This is a genomic window from Acinetobacter sp. YH01022, from assembly GCF_013420235.1.
GTDB lineage: Bacteria > Pseudomonadota > Gammaproteobacteria > Pseudomonadales > Moraxellaceae > Acinetobacter.
Genome location: NZ_VOYP01000007.1, coordinates 56,251 through 74,938 on the forward strand (window position 1 = coordinate 56,251; position 18,688 = coordinate 74,938).

Here is an 18,688-nt window from a genome sequence, read left to right on the forward strand (position 1 = left end):
CAATCAGCCTGCTTTCTGCTGAAAAGCAGCATCGTATGAACTAGTGATGTGACCAATATCCAATGCTTGATAGCCAAGATCGGAAAAACGTTTGGCTAAAACCGTTCCAGTAGGGCCTAAAGCAATCAAAATCAAACAGTTTTGCCCAGCAGTATTTTGCACCTCTGCAATAATCCTGTTTGCATCAGCATAAGCATTCATCGCTTTCGAATAAATTATTTGACGGGTGGAAACATTATCAAACAGCATATGTTCTAAATTCAGTTTAGAACCCTCACCTGTAATCAAAACAATTTTACGATTCTGCCAAATTGATTTCCATGCCTGTACTGCCTGTTCGGGATACATGATGAAAAAATCAGGACGTGTCACCATAGAGTGTCCGTATGAATGTTCAAAGCTCAGCTTTTGTTTTAAGTCTTTCCAGCGAACATACCAAAATTTTAACCACCAATTGGCTTCATCATCGTCGCAAGCTGTCAGTATTGTTGGCAAACATACCAACAGTTTTTCATCTTGGTTTTTTAGGATATTTTCCAATTCTAAGGCAAGTTCAGGACTACTTTTCTGAAAATCAATATCATCTCCATCCATTAAGGTAATTTCACCATCTCCAAAACGCGCCAGTGATTTACCTTGCGCAACCAGCTGTAAAGTTTCCGGCATTGAATACAGCAATTTTTCTTCAAAATATTGCAAATCTAACTGATTTTCAGCAAGCCAGCGCTTTTTATTGAGTTTATACATTCTTTTTTTCATGCGTAGTTTAAATCTACGCATAGCCGACTCAAATGCCATTCAACACCTGTACAATATCTATTAAATACAAAAAAAGGCGAAACTTTCGTTCCGCCTTCTCATCTTAACCGATCAACTTATTTTACGTAAGTTAACCAGTGTGCATATTTAGGATCTTTACCCTGAACTGCATCAAAGAACGCTTTCTGGATTTTTGTCGTAATTGGACCACGACAGCCTTCACCAATGATACGATCATCATATTCACGGATTGGAGTCACTTCAGCGGCAGTACCGGTGAAGAATGCTTCATCACCAATATAGAATTCGTCACGCGTAATACGGCGTTCAACCACTTCATAACCCAAGTCTTTGGCAATGGTAATGATAGTTTGACGGGTAATACCGTCTAAAGCACCGCCAGCGATATCCGGTGTATGCAATGCACCATCTTTTACCAGGAATACGTTTTCGCCAGAACCTTGGCATACATAACCTTGCGGGTCCATTAACATCGCTTCGTCATAACCCGAATGTGCCACTTCTTGGTGTGCAAGAATAGACAAAGTGTAGTTACCAGAAGCCTTTGCCTTACACATGGTCACGTTTGGATGGTGATGGGTAAATGATGAAGTTTTAACGCGAATACCTTTCGCCATCGCTTCTTCACCCAGATAAGCACCCCAGCCCCATGCTGCCACAGTGGCATGAATAGTATTATCCGTTGCAGCAATACCGAGTTTTTCCGAACCGATAAAGATAATTGGACGCAAATAGCATGAAGCTAATTTATTTTCACGTACTACATCAATTTGAGCCTGCTCAAGTGCTGCATGATCAAATGGAACCTTCATTTGATAGATTTTTGCAGAGTTAAGCAAACGCTTGGTATGATCTTGGAGACGGAAAATCGCGGTACCATTTGGTGTTTCATAAGCACGGACACCCTCAAAGACACCCATACTGTAGTGTAATGTATGAGTTAGGACGTGGATTTTCGCCTCACGCCAGTCAACCATTTGTCCATCTTGCCAGATAAAACCATCACGATCAGCCAAATTCATGGCACACACTCCAAATTTTTATACACAGTCATTTCTATCCAACGCAAAAGCTGCAGTTGGATCAATTAATCTTTGCCATAACTTGCAAACGACCTCTCGGGTATCGTACCAGTCGTCAGCTGCAACTTGCATGGATTGATTTGCAAGGGCTAAACGGTGGCTCTCGGCTCGTTCACGGAGATAAGCTTGAATCAATGCTGTCGCATCGGCGCTGGATAAGCGATCCGTTTTTGCGGCATCCTCAAGGATTCGTACGTTGTCGGAGTAATGGGCGAGATCAGGATTCGACCCACTCCATGCTAATACCGCATACTGTGCCATAAATTCGATATCAACGATACCACCTGCATCCTGTTTTAAGTGAAAAATCCCATCTTTTTGCTGCTCTTTGGAAGAGCCCAAATGGTCTTTCATTTTTTGACGCATTTTCAGCACTTCTGCTCGAACATTCGCCTCATCCCGTGGCTGGGTCAAAATGCGGCAGCGTAAATCTTCAAACTTTTCTCGCAGGGAAGCTTCACCGGCAATGGATCGGGCACGAACCAGCGCCTGATGCTCCCACACCCAGGCACTTTTTAATTGATATTGTTCAAAGGCTTTGAGGCTGGTCACCAACAGTCCCGCCTCACCCGATGGACGTAAACGGGTATCAATTTCATAGACCCGCCCATCTAAGGTTTGTGTGGTCATCAGCGACATGAATTTCTGTGCCACGCGTATAGCAAACTCAAAACCGCTAATAGGTTTAATACCATCGGTATCACCCTGTTCACTCATATAATGAATAAATACCAGATCCAAATCCGAGCCATAACCCAGTTCAATGCCACCTAGTTTGCCATAGCCTGCGACCGCGAATGCCATATGATCGAGTGAACAGCGCTGCCCCTCTACATCTAAAGGATAGCCATGCTTTTTAGCAGTAATTTGATAAGCCAGATTTAATGTCGCATTAACGGATACTTCTGCGATATCGGTTAATGCATCGGAGACTTTCATCAATGGACTTTCCGCCAGCACATCACTGGCTGCCACAGCCAATACATTAGATTTCTTGAATAAACGCAGCACGCGCATCTGATCTTCAACCTGATCAATCTCAATGCGCAACAGTTGCTGGCGCAGTGAATCTTCCAGATCCTTGCGTTTCGGCAATTCAAAATCCATTGATAAAAATTCGTCCAGCAGTACCGGATAATGGGTCAGTTCCTCACAAATCCATGGACTCACCGTGGCCATTTTCACCAGACGCTGCAGCGCACCCTTACTTTCAATCAACATTACCAGATACACGGTACGGCGCAGGACCGATTCGACCAAAGGCATCAAACGTAACAGTGCCACTTGCGGTTTATCAGACTGCAAAATCGCTTCAATCAGGTGTGGCCAAAACGTCTTTAAACGCTGTACGGCTTTGGCTGGCAATTTTTTCAGCGCATGCCCATTCCAGAATTCATGCACCAGATTTTTGGCATCTTCATCCAGCACTTCATTTAGCTGTTTCTCTAATTGAGTAAAGCTTTCAATTAACGGATCAGGTTCTTTTTCTTTAATCAAATGCTCAAACTGATAGATGACCTTGGCACGTTTTTGATTTAGCACTTCTAAAAATTGCTCCCAACTATCAAAACCCAGCGTTTCAATCATGCGATTTCTTAAATCAGGTTCATTGGGCAAGGATTGGGTCTGCTGGTCATTGAGTGCCTGAATGGCATGTTCAATCCGGCGCAAAAACAGATAGGCATCTTCCAGTTCAAGTACGGCATTTTGTTCAAGAAGCCCCACTTCACCCAAATGATGCAGGCTGACCAGACACTGGCGATCCTGTAATTCAAGTTTTGAGCCACCATAAATCAATTGAAAGACTTGAACGATGAATTCGACTTCACGAATCCCCCCTGCTCCAAGCTTGATATCATCTTCGATATTACGGCGTTGTACTTCGCGTTCAATCATCGCCTTCATTTCACGCATGGCTTCAAAGGCGGTGTAATCAACATATTTACGAAATACGAATGGACGGGTCATCTCCAGCAGTTCTGCACCTTCTTTACCACCAGTCACAATACGTGCCTTAATCCATGCATAGCGCTCCCATTCACGGCCATGCTGGCTTAAATATTTTTCCAGGGCAACATGGCTAATCGCCAAAGCTGAACCATCGCCCCAAGGACGCAGGCGCATATCAACACGGAATACAAATCCGTCTGCGGTAATATGATCAAGCAGATAAATCAGCTTTTGCCCCCACAAAATACAAAACTGCTGTACATCAATACATTTGCGACCATTGGTTTCGCCCTGTTCATCAAAACCGAAAATAAGATCAATATCACTTGAAAGGTTAAGCTCTTGTGCCCCGAGCTTGCCCATGGCGACCACGATTAAATCCTGCACCTCACCACCGTAGCCGATAGGCTCACCGTGCTTGGCCACCAATGGAGCACGGGCAAAATCTTTAGCCGCGCAAATAGCAGCATCGGCAAAATCGGAAAGCTCGCGTGTCAGGGTTATCACATCCGTCAACCGGTTAGCGTCCTGCCAAATCCAGCGGAACATCAAGCGCGCGCGAAGCACACGAATGGCATGCATCCAGGTGCTTTCATCTGTAATCTGCTCTAGCGTGTCATGAACAATGTTCTGGATTTGAATGGTGGTTAAAGGAAGGAGAAATTGATCAATTGCATAATCTTGTTCTAATAGAGCGCTGTGTTTTCCCAACACCTGTTCTGCATATTGGCTCGCACGCAATGTGTTGTGCAATTGTTCCGCATTCATCTTAAAACCTTCAGCCTGATTTTTTTTCTAGTTATAGCAGCTGAAAAGAAATAGTGGAAAAGAAAAATTGATTTTCTATACTTTTACTTTTTCAATTTTAGGCTGTTCCTGGGCTAAAGCCTGATGGGCACTGGTGGCTGCCGGTAAAATCACATTAAATGTCGTGCCTTCACCTTCTGTAGAATCTACAAAAATTTGCCCATGGTTCAAATCAATAAAACGCTTACACAAGACCAGGCCCAGACCAGTACCTTTTTCTCCTGCAGTCCCTTTAATACTGACCGTAACCGACTGCTGGAACAGCTGATCCATTTGTGCCCGACTCATCCCCAGACCGGTATCCCGTACAGAAATATGCACCCCTACTTCGGACTCATTTGCATGAATGATGACGCGCCCCGTACCATCGGTCGGGGTGAATTTCAAAGCATTGGAAACCAGGTTCTGTATCACTGAAGTAATCATGTTGATATCGGCATAGACCTTGATGCCTTCTTCAATCTGGTCAATTAACTGAATATTTTTCTTTACCGCCAAACTATGTAATACGTCACAAACAATCTTGCTTGACTGTTTTAATTCAAAATTAATGGGATGATAAATGAAACGTCCGCCTTCAGCCATTGCCCAGTTCAGCAGGCTTTCCAGCAGGTTATAAGTCGATTGTGCCGTATCATACAAATATTCAGCAATATTCTGTATGCTGGATTCATCCAGTGTTTCACGCTCTTGCGCCAGCACTTCTGAAAAGCCGAGCAAACCATGAAATGGGGCTCTCAGGTCATGGGCAATAATCTGGAAAAACTTGGTTTTACTGAAATTGAGCGCCGCTTGCTGCTCGTACATTTCCTTCAGTTCAGCATGATCTGCCTTCAGTTCAATCATATGGATCAGACTGTTGGTCAAGTCACTGACATTTGTAATACTTTCAGGATGAAACGGTTTTTTCTGCTGATCAAAAAAAAGCGCCTGACCAATTGAAGTACCGTTACTTAAACGCAAATCAAAAGCCAGATAACGCTTGGCTTCTACGCCGAATTGGCTCACATGCTGCACCAGATTCGGATATTGACTGTGCTGGTGATCAATAAAAGGATGCTCTTCAAAATAAGAACTTAAACCGGTTTCATCAGGCGAGCAAAAAGCCTTAAAACCATGATTGGAGGAATACCAGATATAAGGCTCATGATGAAAAGCCAGTACCGCCTGTTCAGCACCAAGCATGTTGCGGGAAAACCTTAAAAAACGCTCAAGCTGATTCGTTGCTGTAAAAACGCCTAATAATAGTGAGATTTTACATGCACTAAGCTGCTCAGTTTCCGAGCCTATTTCAAGCAACTGCATTTTCATATTTGATTCATCCAATCACTATTATTTGTTGTTTTAAAGAAATAATTATCATGTTTCATCTTATTAACAAAGTTTCATATTGAAGACAATGAATAAAGACAAACAGTGACAATTTATACCCAATATTGACTCTAGTTTTCACCTTGGCATCAAAAGCAGATCACAATTCTATTCAAACAATAAAAAACCAATCTATTATTAATCACTGATATGGTTTGAATATATATCCCGAGGGTCGGACTCGAAGCGAAAATCTAAAGCTATCCTTAGTCAACATTTGACTACAATAGCATGGTTTCCAGTTTTCATCGGGACAGTCAGATGATTAAGTGTTTAGCTCATCATCCATTTATTTAAACACGGCACAATTGATCAGCTCATCATTCAATTGTTCAGGCATACTCTATGTTACAGAAATCATCGTAGAGCAAATTGCCATATTTCTTGCGCAAAAATTGAAAAATCATCTTTTTTAGCCTTGCTGTTTTTTTGAGTCTCCCTCTTAACGCATTTCCTGTTTCTCTAGGACTGTCCTGTTCAAATACTGCTGCTCAGAACAGCTATTCATTTATTTAACTTCTTCTTTTACATCAGATCTGCAACCCATTTTCGATGACAGTAATGATTATGATTGTTGCCAGCACACTTTTCAGCGCAGTCATGAATAACAATAATAAATGCTTATCTCCCCCAAATAATTGTCCAATCAATCTAAGAAAAATTTACCTCTTCTTCCCCGCTAGATAATTTATTTCCATGATACCCAACATGTCCTAAGTAATTAGTTTATAAATCGGCAAAAAATCGCTCGCCGGTTTTTTTTTATGCAGGAGGTATTCATACAAATAAGTTATTGATAATAATAAATTATATAACTTATTAAGCAAGATTCTCTACTTATATGACCAAATACGGGGAGTTGCCACATGAGAGACCGGAAGCCTCACCCCGATTCGAAAAATAACTAAATTTCACGTAGAATAGGGGGATTGGTGAACAACACTGATGTATACAAATTTTCAGCCAAAGACCAATATGCAAGATATTGCTGTTCGGCTGAGGTGCAAATAAGCGCCAATACTTTTAATGTTTTATTTAAGCAAACCGGTTCGCAGAACTGAGCCAAAAGCTCGGTACTGACAAACTCAATCTAAAGCAAGGGGCTATATATGGCTGGTGGAAAGTCAAAAATCATTTACACATTGACCGACGAGGCGCCACTATTGGCGACCTACTCCCTGCTGCCGATCATTGAAACCTTTACCAAGCCAGCTGGTGTAGAGATTGTTAAAAAAGACATCTCTGTAGCCGTACGTGTGCTTGCAGAATTTACGGACTTCCTCAGCGATGAGCAAAAAGTACCGAATACCCTGGCAGAGCTTGGCAATCTCACACAAGACCCAGACACTAATATCATTAAACTCCCAAATATTAGTGCGTCAGTTGGCCAGTTGATAGCTTGTATCAAGGAACTTCAATCGAAAGGCTACGCTCTTCCTGACTATCCGGAAAACCCGGTGACTGAGGAAGAAAAAGCAATTAAAACACGTTACAGCAAATGCCTCGGTTCTGCTGTAAACCCGGTTCTGCGTGAAGGTAACTCTGACCGTCGCGCGCCGACTGCTGTAAAAAATTATGCGAAAAAACACCCGCACTCAATGAGCGAGTGGAAACAATGGTCACAAACTCACGTTTCACACATGGATGAAGGCGACTTCTACCACGGTGAAAAATCAATGACACTTGACCGTGCACGCAATGTAAAAATGGAACTCATCACCAAGTCTGGTGAAAGCATTGTTCTCAAGCCGAAACTTGCTTTGCTTGATGGTGAAATCATTGACTCAATGTTCATGAGCAAGAAAGCGCTTTGCGATTTCTATGAAAAAGAACTTGAAGATTGCCGTGAAGCAGGCATTTTGTTCTCTTTACACGTTAAAGCAACCATGATGAAAGTTTCACACCCGATTGTATTCGGTCACTGTGTGAAAATTTACTACAAAGATGCATTTGAAAAACACGGTAAACTGTTCGACGAATTAGGCATTAACGTAAACAACGGTATGGCTAATCTTTACGAAAAGATTGCAACCTTACCAGAGTCACAGCGTGACGAAATCATCCGTGACCTGCACGCGTGTCAAGAACACCGCCCAGCACTGGCGATGGTTGACTCAGCTAAAGGCATCACCAACTTCCATTCTCCTAACGACATCATTGTAGATGCTTCTATGCCTGCAATGATCCGTGCCGGTGGTAAAATGTGGGGTGCTGATGGTAAACAGTATGATGCTAAAGCAGTCATGCCTGAATCTACATTCGCACGTATTTACCAGGAAATGATCAATTTCTGTAAATGGAATGGTAACTTCGACCCACGTACCATGGGTACTGTGCCAAACGTTGGTTTGATGGCACAAAAAGCTGAAGAATACGGTTCACACGACAAGACATTCGAAATTCCTGAAGCAGGTATTGCGAACATCACTGACCTTGAAACAGGTGAAGTGTTGATGTCACAAAACGTGGAAGAAGGCGATATCTGGCGTATGTGTCAGGTGAAAGATGCTCCGATCCGTGACTGGGTGAAACTTGCAGTAACTCGTGCACGTAACTCTGGCATGCCTGCAATCTTCTGGCTTGACCCGTACCGTCCACATGAAAATGAACTGATCAAGAAAGTACAAAAATACTTGAAAGATCACGACACAACTGGTTTAGACATTCACATCATGTCTCAAGTTCGTGCAATGCGTTATACGCTTGAACGTGTTGCTCGCGGTCTGGATACCATTTCTGTAACAGGTAACATTCTTCGTGACTACCTCACAGACTTGTTCCCAATCATGGAACTGGGTACTTCTGCAAAAATGTTGTCTATCGTACCGTTAATGGCCGGTGGTGGCATGTACGAAACTGGTGCTGGTGGTTCTGCACCTAAACACGTACAACAACTTGTAGAAGAAAACCACTTGCGTTGGGATTCTTTAGGTGAGTTCTTGGCACTTGCAGTGTCATTAGAAGAAATGGGCATTAAAGAAGACAACGCTCGTGCGAAACTTCTTGCGAAGACACTTGATGCTGCGACTGGTAAATTGCTTGACAATGACAAGTCTCCATCACGTCGTACTGGCGAGCTAGATAACCGTGGTAGTCACTTCTACCTGGCTAAATTCTGGGCTGAAGAGCTTGCTACACAAGACGAAGATGCTGAGCTTAAAGCGAAGTTTGCTCCTCTTGCGAAAGCACTTGCCGAAAACGAAGAGAAAATCGTTGCTGAACTTGCAGAAGTACAAGGTAAGGCTGTAGATATCGGTGGTTACTTCGCTCTTGATCAAGAGAAAGTAAATGCAGTAATGCGTCCAAGTGCTACCTTTAATGCTGCACTTGCTTCAATCTAAGCTTTTCCAGAACTGACGAAAGTTAGTGATGTAAAAAACCGGCGTTTAGGCGCCGGTTTTTTATTGTCATCAAAAACTTTAAGACTCTAAATTAAAGTATGATGCATCATAAAACTGATCAATATACTGCGATACATTATTAATTTTAAAATTGTTAAATATTTCTCTCCCTCTAAAATCTTCTAAAAGATCGGGATACAATGGAGCTATAAAAAAAGTAGCATTTGCTCAGATGTTGATATCAATCCTTTCAAGACGTTCATGTATAAATTTTTTTCTTTATCTGTGAGACCCGCATTATCTACAAGGAGATAAATACTTTTATAAATTTTAAAATATGAATATATTGAAAGCACTGCTTTCTTATTATTAATTTTCACAAGATATTCATGATAGTGAGTTTTTAAAATATTAAGATCTATCTCTTTATCGAATTTTGATAATTCAGTTATAAAAAATGAACTTATGTCATCAAAAACTTGTAACCCCGATGTTTCAACACTTTGATGATCTTTGACTTTTATGGCATTTAACAAATCATTTTTATAATAAACTAATGAATAAAATCTAGAATCGAAATTAGATTTTTTTAACTCTTCCATCTGTTCTTTATGATTTGATTGAATCATCTCTAACTGTTGAATTAAAGAGAATTCACTCTATTCTAATTGCTTTCTAGTCAAATCTTTTGATTCTTTATTTGCTTTACGCTGCAAATAAGCTGAATACATAACAATAAGCAATGTAACTGACGTGAAAAGTGTATTTAAACTTCCATATATATCTCCTAAAGCTCCAAAATCCTTTAATTCAGTTTCTTTAGCCCCGATTTCCCCCATAACCCACTTGAATAACAAAGGAAAAATACACCAGGCAATAATTAATACGACAAGAGCAACAATAATAAATACAATTTTCTGAATACCGTTCAACCCCATAATATATCCTAAAGAATAGTTTTTAATTTAAGTTATAAAAAGAATACCAATAGATATTTCTAAAAATATATTATATTAATTTTTATTAATCATCAGGCAATAAAAAACCCCAAGACTTAATATGCTTGGGGTTCTTCAAAATCTTGGTCCCGAGGGTCGGACTCGAACCGACACGTCATCTCTGACAGCGGATTTTGAGTCCGCCGCGTCTACCAATTTCACCACCTCGGGAAAGGTGTTGCAAGCTGATCAGCTTGTGGTGGCTATATTACTCTCAAACTTGAAATTGTCAATTATCTAATTTATCCGATCGCTCAATTTTAAATCAAAATCAAAAACTTTGTTTTAAAAAACATCACATATCATCAGTTTTGTGCTTTTCCAGCCTATAATGCTGATGTTTTTCTTATTTCAATACATTGAAGATGCAACTTTCTGACTTTAACTTTGATCTCCCTGACGAGCTGATCGCCCGTTACCCGCTTGAAACCCGTAGTGCTTCACGCCTTTTGCATCTTGATGCTCAAGGTCAATATCATGACCATCAATTTACAGATATTCTAAATTTACTGAATGAAGGTGATTTGCTGGTTTTGAATGATACCAAGGTCATGAAAGCACGTCTGAAAGGTAAACGTGCCACTGGGGGTGCGGTTGAAGTTTTGGTGGAACGCATGTTGGACAAGTTCATTGCGCATTGCCATATTAAAGCCAGTAACTCGCCAAAAGAAGGCGCAGAATTGTTCATTGGTCCAGATGAAGTAAAAGTCACAGTCAAAGGTCGTCATGAAAACCTGTTTATTGTCGAGTTTTCTCAGCCCATTTTAAATGTTCTAGATTTATATGGTGCTTTGCCAATTCCGCCTTATTTCAACCGTGAAGCAGAATCAATTGATACCGAGCGTTATCAGACCGTTTTTAATGACCCAACTAAACTGGCCAGTGTTGCGGCCCCGACTGCCAGTCTGCATTTTGACGAAGCTTTGTTGAAAAAACTGGAAGAAAAAGGCATCCAGAAAACCTTTGTGACCTTGCATGTCGGTGCAGGAACCTTCCTTCCGGTACGCACTAACGATATTGAAAACCATATCATGCACAGTGAATGGTGTGATGTGTCTGATGAATCTATGGCACTGATCAAAGCCACCAAAGCGCGTGGCAATAAAGTCATTGCTGTCGGTACAACTGCAACCCGTGCCACTGAAAGCGCTGCACAGGCCAATGGCGGTGAGTTAAAAGGCTGGACGGGTGATACCCAAATCTTCATTTACCCGGGTTACCAGTTTAAAGTGGTTGATCGTCTGATTACCAACTTCCATCTTCCTGAATCAACGTTATTGATGCTGGTTTCGGCATTGTCGAATCGTGATAATATTTTAGCTGCCTATCATCATGCGGTAGAAGCCAAATACCGTTTCTTCAGTTATGGCGATGCCATGCTGGTTGATAAAATCATACCTTAATTATTGTTGATAATAAGAAGTACGCCATGCCGCTCGATGCTGTTAAATATTCGATTCATATTCGACGTAAAAAAAATGAACGGGTTTTTAATAATATTGCGCGGCTTTGGGAGATTGCCCGCCAGGCTCAGACGCATCAGGATATTTTAGATGCCCTGCATCCCTGGAATGCCCCGATCGTGCTCAAGTTTGAAAATGTCCTCCCGCTACTTCTGGCAGCAGCAGGACTGTTTTTTATCCTGCTGATTTTTATCCACCCCGGTAATATCTGGATTCAGATCAGTCTGATCAGCGGTTTTTTTATGATTTTCTGGGCTTATATTAGTTATGAAGAAAGCAAGCCCATTGATGAAGTCATCGAATATCTGGAACAGCAAAGTATTGCTAAAAAATACAATCTTGCCTTCCAGCAACAGCCGCAACATTTTTCTGTTCCCCTGCAACCGGTTTTATTTATTGCCCATTTAAAGCGTTTATTTCCGGTCTTTAATCAGGGCAGCATTGCCAATGACTTTCCTTATTACGCCAGCACCCAATGGACCGATGATGAAGGCAAACAGCATCAGGTGATGGTGTTTCAATACCATTATGTCAATGAAATCCGGATTCGTAATAAAGACGGCAATGAAGTACAGGTGAGTGAAGTACACAAAGATTTATGGGGTGTATTTGTTTTTGATGTGGAAGTACACGGTGTGGCAGTCACTACGGCCAACAAGGAGTTTTATTATCCTTACAGTTTTCCGTGGCATACCAGTGATATTCAAGTCAACCAGAAACTGAATATTTTTGGTAGCGATGAAATGCAGATGGCAAAACTGCTCACGCCTGCATTTGTGTTGAGGCTCGATGAATTTTTTGCCCAGCGTCAAGGCGATTTAATTTTCCATCCTGATAGCCATATCTTATGTTTTTTAGGACCGGCCGATTTATTTCATATTTCAAGCCGGGCAAAAAATATTCACGATATTTCTGCATTACGTGGACACTTGCGTACTTTTAAACTACCGTATCTGGAAAGTTTACAGCGTGATTTAACGCAGTTTTTAAAATAACAATCTTGTAAATATTTGGGGACAAATAAATGGGGTTATTGATTTTTTTATTGTTGATTATTGCCGTGATTGTAGCCTGTATCATGATTCGCAATAATATTGTGCGTCATCACAATGCTTCTATTCGTTCTTGGTCAGATGTGGCAACTTATGAGCGTCAGAAGATTAAAGTTCTGGATGGCTTGCAACCTTTGGTTGAACAATATTCCAATTTTGAACAAGGCACTTTGGAAAAAGTGACCGAACTGCGGCAGAATATTTTAAATCTCAATTTAAACAATGCCGATGTTGCCCAGTTGCAACGCGTTGAAAGCCTGAATAAGGAATTGATGCAGAGTCTGAATGTCGTGGTAGAGAACTATCCTGAGCTGAAAGCCAATGAAATTTATCTAAAAATGATGAATGAAATTGAAGAACAGAATGAAAATGTCGGGGCAGCGATTACCATTTTTAACCGCAATGTTGAACTGTTTAATAACAATATTCAGATTTTTCCCAATAACATCGTCAATACCCTGTCACTCGGTAAAAAAGCCATTCGCCCCTTCCGCGATCTGGCAGCTACACAGAGTTTTGACTATCGACCGAATTTTTAAGTCGTTAATATTAGAATAAATGAAAACATCGGCATGCAGAAAAGCATCATTTCTACATGCCCATCCGCAAGGCAAGCACAGCCTCACTTGTAGCTTATTTTCTTCAGCAAAAAAGAATCGCGTTAAAATTCGACAACACTGGCGTTTATGTGCGTAATCAAGGAAAATAGCGGACTTTTGGCGGCGAACTGTTTTTTCGCTCTTGCACTGCAACCAAAGCAGTGCTTTGCTCTCGTCCAGGATATTTTATGAAGTTTGAAAAATTAGGTCAGTCGGGCCGTGCTCGTCGTGGTCGTTTAACGCTGGAACACGGCGTGGTGGAAACCCCAGTGTTTATGCCTGTCGGTACCTACGGTACAGTCAAAGGCATGCTCCCACGTGATGTAGAAGATATTAAAGCCCAGATTATTTTAGGTAACACCTTCCATCTCTATTTGCGTCCCGGCCTGGACGTGATTCGTGAACATGGCGGCCTGCACGAGTTCATGAAATGGAACAAACCGATTCTAACCGATTCAGGCGGCTTTCAGGTGTTCAGCCTCGGTGCCATGCGTAAAATCAAAGAAGAAGGTGTAACCTTCCGTTCGCCAATTGATGGTTCAAAAGTCTTTTTATCACCTGAAATTTCAATGGATATTCAACATACCTTGAATTCAGACATCGTGATGATTTTTGACGAATGTACGCCTTACCCGGCTACGCGTGAAGAAGCACAGAAATCTTTGCAGCTTTCACTGCGCTGGGCAAAACGCTGTAAAACCCATCACCATGATGTATTAAAAAATAAAAATGCCCTGTTCGGTATCATTCAGGGCGGTATGTATGAAGACCTGCGTGATGAATCGCTGGCAGGCTTAAAAGAAATCGACTTTGATGGCTTTGCCATTGGCGGTCTTTCTGTCGGTGAACCGAAAGAAGAAATGATCAAGATTCTGGATCATCTTCCACCAAAAATGCCAGAAGACAAGCCACGTTACCTGATGGGTGTCGGCAAGCCTGAAGATATCGTGGAAGGCATCCGCCGTGGCGTGGATATGTTTGACTGTGTCATGCCAACCCGTAATGCACGTAACGGTCATTATTTTGTGACAGACGGTCTGGTGCGGATTCGTAATGCCAAATATCGTCATGACCAAAGTCCACTCGATCCAGGCTGTGACTGCTATACCTGCCAAAACTTCACCCGCGCTTATCTGTTCCATCTGGAAAAATGCGGTGAAATGCTGGGTTCCATGCTGGGTACTATTCATAACCTGCGTTATTACCAAAGGTTTACACAAGACATCCGTGATGCGTTAGATAATGGTACTTTTGATGAATATGTACAGGATTTTTATGCGCGTCGTGGTCTAGAAGTCCCACCTTGTCCTGAAGATTAATCTTTCAGTATTTGCGCTGAAGAAAAAGACAAGGTAAATTGCTGAACAAGTTATCTTATTTATCATCATATTGTTGATATACATTTTTTAGTTTAGGAAATTGAAATGAGCCTTTTTATTTCTACTGCTCACGCAGCAGGTGAAGCTGCACAACAACCAAGTTTGGTAACCAACCTTTTGATGATTGCGGTATTTGTCGCAATTTTCTATTTCCTGATCTGGCGTCCTCAAGCGAAACGCGCGAAAGAACACCGTACCCTGGTTGAAAGTCTGGGTGTAGGTAGCGAAGTAGTTTTTGCAGGCGGCCTGATGGGCAAAATCACTAAAATTGAGGGCGATTTTGCAGTGGTTGAACTCAGCCGTGGCGTAGAAGTAAAAATTCAGCGCGCAAGTGTGATTTCAGTTCTTCCTGAAGGCACATTAAATAATCTCTAATCAAAATTAGTCGTGCCCTAGCACGACTTTTTCATTTTAAGAAGAAAACAGATGCGTTACCCAGCATGGAAATATCTGCTGATCCTTGTGGTTTTGGTGATCAGCACATTATACGCGCTGCCTAGTTTGTACCCCGATGAACCTGCTGTTCAAATTTCCGGTGCCAAAGCCGGCACCCAAATTGACCAGAGCATCGTACAAAAAGCAGAGCAATTATTACAAAGTGAAAAAATTTCAAGCCATGACAACAGCTTTAGCAATAATGCTGCCCTTTTACGCCTCGACTCCTCTGAAGCACAGTTAAAAGCCAAAGAAGTATTGCGTCGCGGATTGGGTGATAATTATGTTGTTGCCTTGAACCTTGCCCCAACCACACCTGAATGGCTGCAAAAAATTGGTGCCAAGCCAATGAAACTGGGTCTGGATTTACGTGGTGGTGTGCACTTTCTGCTTGAAGTGGATATGGACAAGGCCATCAGTCAGCGTATGGAAACATCGGCGACTGATCTGCGTCGTCAATTGCGTGACAACAAGCTGAAATTCAACAGCCTGTCACTAAATAACAATACCATTACCGTTCAGTTTGCCAATAACGGTGACCGTGAAGCCGTGATGGATTTCTTGCGTCGTAATGGCAATGAATTCAACCAGCAGGCAATTGCCTCTGAGTCCGGTTCAACTTTACGTCTGAACTATACCGACGTGCGCAAGCAGGAAATTCAGTCTTATGCCGTTAACCAGAACTTAACCACTTTACGTAACCGTATTAACGAGTTAGGTGTAGCGGAAGCATTGGTTCAAACTCAAGGCAGCAACCGTATTGTGGTTGAACTTCCGGGTGTTCAGGATACTGCTGAAGCGAAACGCGTCTTGGGCCGTACAGCCAACCTGGAATTCCGTCTTGTTTCCGATTTGAATGACCAGTACATCGATCCGTATACCGGCAAGTCTACAGCTCAGGCCCTACCTCCGGGTACTGAAGCTTTTGCTTATGAATCGTTGGATAGCGGTCGTGAATTATTACTGAACCGTAACCGCATTCTGACCGGTGAACGTGTACAAAATGCATCAAGTGGCTTTAGCCAAGATACTGGCGGTGCTGAAGTAAACATTACTTTGGACAGCGCTGGCGGTAAGCTGATGGCAGATGCCACCCGTAATGCGGTTGGTAAACGCATGGCGGTATTGTTCATCGAGAACAAGCAGAAGATCAGCTATGTGCCTGATCCGGTGACGGGTGCGCAAACCGAAGTTCGTACCCCTTATGCTGAATCTGTGATTATCAATGCTGCAACCATTCAGGCGGTATTGGGTTCCCAGTTTCGTATTACCGGTCTGGATTCACCACAGGAAGCGGCTGAACTTGCCTTGATGCTTCGTGCCGGTGCACTGGCTGCGCCGATGTATTTCGTTGAAGAACGTGTGGTTGGTCCGAGCCTGGGTCAGGAAAATATTGACAAAGGTGTGTTATCGACTCAAATCGGCTTCCTTCTGGTTGCGATCTGGATGGTGGTGTTCTTCCGTCTGTTCGGTGTGATTGCCAACTTTGCACTGGTATTTAACCTGGCTATGATCCTGACCGTCATGTCATGGATTGGTGCTTCCCTCACCCTTCCGGGTATTGCCGGTATCGTAATCACCATTGGTATGGCGGTCGATGCCAACGTACTGATCTGTGAGCGAATACGGGAAGAAATGAAATGGGGGGCCTCGCCCAAACAGGCGATTGTCGCCGGTTATGATCGGGCCTATAACACCATTTTTGACTCGAACTTAACTACCTTCCTGGTTGCGTTCATTCTGTTTGCCATCGGTACAGGTCCGATCAAGGGCTTCGCTGTGACATTAATGATCGGTATTGTCTGCTCGATGTTTACAGCCATTACTGTAACACGTGCCATCGTACAGCTTATTTATGGCAAAAAACGTAACTTGAAAAAGTTGAGCATTTAGGAGATCGAAGATGACTGATATGACTCAACCGAAAAAGAAATACGGTCGCCCGGATGATGAGCGCATCATTGACTTTATGAAGATTGCCAAACCTGCGGCAATCATCTCTATTCTTTTAACCCTGGCCAGTATTTTCTTTATTGCCACCAAAGGTCTAAACCTCGGTCTGGACTTTACTGGCGGTGTTTCTGCCGAGCTGAACTATAAACAACCGGCCAATCAGGTCGAAGTTATTCAAGCTTTGAACCAGGCCGGTTTTAAAGATGCTGTGGTACAAACCCTCGGCAGTAACAAAGACCTCTTGGTTCGTATGCCTGTTCAGGACATTGAAGTAGAAGATCTGAATAACGCCATCACCAAAGCGGCACAATTACCGAATAACCCTGCTGAGGTCCACAAAGTGGATTCTGTCGGTGGACAGGTCGGTAACGAGCTGTATATTCGTTCGGCAGGTGCCGTAGCCTTGGCGTTACTGCTCATGCTGGTTTACGTGACCATTCGTTTTGAATTCAAGCTGGCGGTAGGTGCGGTGCTTTCGTTATTCCATGACATCATTGTCACCATTGGTATTTTTGCCATGATGCAATGGCCGTTTGATTTAACCGTACTGGCAGCTATTCTTGCGCTGTTAGGTTTCTCGTTAAACGATAACATTGTGGTATCCGACCGTATCCGTGAAAATTTCCGCAAGATTCGCGGTGCCTCGCCAGTTGAAATCGTCAATATCGCGTTGACTGAAACCTTACGTCGGACCATCCACACCTCCATGACCTTATTGCTGGTCGTTGTCGCGATGATGTTCCTGGGCGGTGAAGGTCTGCACTGGTTCTCGATTGCGATGTTTATTGGTGTATTTGTCGGTACCTATTCTTCAATTTATATTGGTACTGCATTTGCCTTATGGCGTGGCCTGAACCGTCAGGACTTTATTGTACAGGTGAAACCTGAATTTGATGAGGAACAGGAAATTCCAAAGTAATTTCTGTGCTTTCTTTAAATTCGATAAAAAAGCCCATCATCTGATGGGCTTTTTTATGCAGGTCAAAAATATAAAATGCTGTACGAGATCTGAAATTTTATCAGTGTAAATGCACAAGCTTATAGTTTTGCAAGATCACCTTTTAAGGCTACACCGGCAACCGCAGTTCCTTTGGCACATTGGTAAGTGGTGGTACTGCGGGTTTCGTTTGCTTTATAGTAGCTCACAATATTGGTGACAGCATTGGCACCCTTTGCCTTGGCAGTGTTCTGGAACTGGATTAAAGCGGAACGTAAAACATGATCGCATGAGCTTTCAGCAGACTTGGCAAAACCATTGGTTTTTTTATTGCTCACTAAACCTTTTTGAATGACTTTTCCACCTGCACGTGTACCCGCCAAGTAAAACTTAACCGAACCGTCCAGCGTACCGTCAGCAACGGCACGACTCACCGCTTCCTGAAAGTTGAAGTCATGCATTTGGTCTGCAGCTTGAGCTGAAACCACTCCACCCAAACACAATGCAGCTGTAAGTGTTAATTTCTTCATCAACATGATGT

General features: G+C 42.5%; 15 protein-coding genes and 1 tRNA gene. 8 read left to right on the forward strand and 8 right to left on the reverse strand.

From position 1 onward, the window contains the following. Window positions 1–3: 3 nt before the first annotated feature. The 4 genes from FTT87_RS03700 to FTT87_RS03715 all read right to left on the reverse strand — a co-directional run bounded on the left by FTT87_RS03700 (window position 4) and on the right by FTT87_RS03715 (window position 5,930). On the reverse strand, window positions 4–747 hold the full coding sequence (locus tag FTT87_RS03700) for a GT-D fold domain-containing glycosyltransferase (protein WP_180174408.1): 744 nt from the start codon (window positions 745–747) through the stop codon (window positions 4–6). A 128-nt stretch (window positions 748–875) separates the two neighbouring features. Then, the gene (locus FTT87_RS03705; protein ID WP_180174409.1) at window positions 876–1,802 is read right to left on the reverse strand and encodes a branched-chain amino acid transaminase; all 927 of its coding nucleotides are present in this window, start codon (window positions 1,800–1,802) and stop codon (window positions 876–878) included. A gap of 18 nt (window positions 1,803–1,820) precedes the next feature. Beyond that, complete coding sequence (gene glnE, locus FTT87_RS03710; protein ID WP_180174410.1) at window positions 1,821–4,580, reverse strand: bifunctional [glutamate--ammonia ligase]-adenylyl-L-tyrosine phosphorylase/[glutamate--ammonia-ligase] adenylyltransferase; 2,760 nt, start codon at window positions 4,578–4,580, stop codon at window positions 1,821–1,823. Between the two features lie 75 nt (window positions 4,581–4,655). Continuing rightward, entirely contained in the window at window positions 4,656–5,930 is a 1,275-nt protein-coding gene (locus tag FTT87_RS03715; RefSeq protein ID WP_180174411.1) for a sensor histidine kinase KdpD, read from the reverse strand. Window positions 5,931–7,099: 1,169 nt separating this feature from the next. Here FTT87_RS03715 and FTT87_RS03720 point away from each other — a divergent pair. Then, entirely contained in the window at window positions 7,100–9,331 is a 2,232-nt protein-coding gene (locus tag FTT87_RS03720; protein WP_180082751.1) for an NADP-dependent isocitrate dehydrogenase, read from the forward strand. A 206-nt stretch (window positions 9,332–9,537) separates the two neighbouring features. On the opposite strand, the gene FTT87_RS03725 is transcribed toward FTT87_RS03720, so the two are convergent. The 3 genes from FTT87_RS03725 to FTT87_RS03735 form a co-directional block, all read right to left on the reverse strand. Continuing rightward, a complete protein-coding gene (locus FTT87_RS03725; protein WP_180174412.1) occupies window positions 9,538–9,960 on the reverse strand; it encodes a hypothetical protein in 423 nt (140 codons plus the stop codon). Window positions 9,961–9,990: 30 nt separating this feature from the next. Next, the gene (locus FTT87_RS03730; RefSeq protein WP_180174413.1) at window positions 9,991–10,269 is read right to left on the reverse strand and encodes a hypothetical protein; all 279 of its coding nucleotides are present in this window, start codon (window positions 10,267–10,269) and stop codon (window positions 9,991–9,993) included. 144 nt (window positions 10,270–10,413) lie between these two features. Further along, window positions 10,414–10,500: transfer RNA gene (locus FTT87_RS03735), tRNA-Leu, on the reverse strand. 194 nt (window positions 10,501–10,694) lie between these two features. Here FTT87_RS03735 and queA point away from each other — a divergent pair. The 7 genes from queA (at window position 10,695) to secF (ending at window position 18,129) form a co-directional block, all read left to right on the forward strand. After that, entirely contained in the window at window positions 10,695–11,732 is a 1,038-nt protein-coding gene (gene queA / locus FTT87_RS03740) for a tRNA preQ1(34) S-adenosylmethionine ribosyltransferase-isomerase QueA (RefSeq protein ID WP_180174414.1), read from the forward strand. Window positions 11,733–11,758: 26 nt separating this feature from the next. Beyond that, entirely contained in the window at window positions 11,759–12,787 is a 1,029-nt protein-coding gene (locus FTT87_RS03745) for a hypothetical protein (RefSeq protein WP_180174415.1), read from the forward strand. 29 nt (window positions 12,788–12,816) lie between these two features. Continuing rightward, the gene (locus FTT87_RS03750; protein ID WP_086195835.1) at window positions 12,817–13,383 is read left to right on the forward strand and encodes a LemA family protein; all 567 of its coding nucleotides are present in this window, start codon (window positions 12,817–12,819) and stop codon (window positions 13,381–13,383) included. Between the two features lie 248 nt (window positions 13,384–13,631). Next, on the forward strand, window positions 13,632–14,762 hold the full coding sequence (tgt, locus tag FTT87_RS03755) for a tRNA guanosine(34) transglycosylase Tgt (protein WP_180174416.1): 1,131 nt from the start codon (window positions 13,632–13,634) through the stop codon (window positions 14,760–14,762). A gap of 105 nt (window positions 14,763–14,867) precedes the next feature. Beyond that, the gene (gene yajC / locus FTT87_RS03760; RefSeq protein WP_086195837.1) at window positions 14,868–15,197 is read left to right on the forward strand and encodes a preprotein translocase subunit YajC; all 330 of its coding nucleotides are present in this window, start codon (window positions 14,868–14,870) and stop codon (window positions 15,195–15,197) included. A gap of 51 nt (window positions 15,198–15,248) precedes the next feature. Next, on the forward strand, window positions 15,249–17,150 hold the full coding sequence (gene secD, locus FTT87_RS03765) for a protein translocase subunit SecD (protein WP_166171341.1): 1,902 nt from the start codon (window positions 15,249–15,251) through the stop codon (window positions 17,148–17,150). A 10-nt stretch (window positions 17,151–17,160) separates the two neighbouring features. After that, on the forward strand, window positions 17,161–18,129 hold the full coding sequence (gene secF, locus FTT87_RS03770) for a protein translocase subunit SecF (RefSeq protein WP_180174417.1): 969 nt from the start codon (window positions 17,161–17,163) through the stop codon (window positions 18,127–18,129). A gap of 119 nt (window positions 18,130–18,248) precedes the next feature. Here secF and FTT87_RS03775 read toward each other — a convergent pair whose 3' ends face one another. Next, window positions 18,249–18,683, reverse strand: a complete 435-nt coding sequence (locus FTT87_RS03775; RefSeq protein ID WP_180174418.1) for an excinuclease — start codon at window positions 18,681–18,683, stop codon at window positions 18,249–18,251. Window positions 18,684–18,688: the final 5 nt, after the last annotated feature.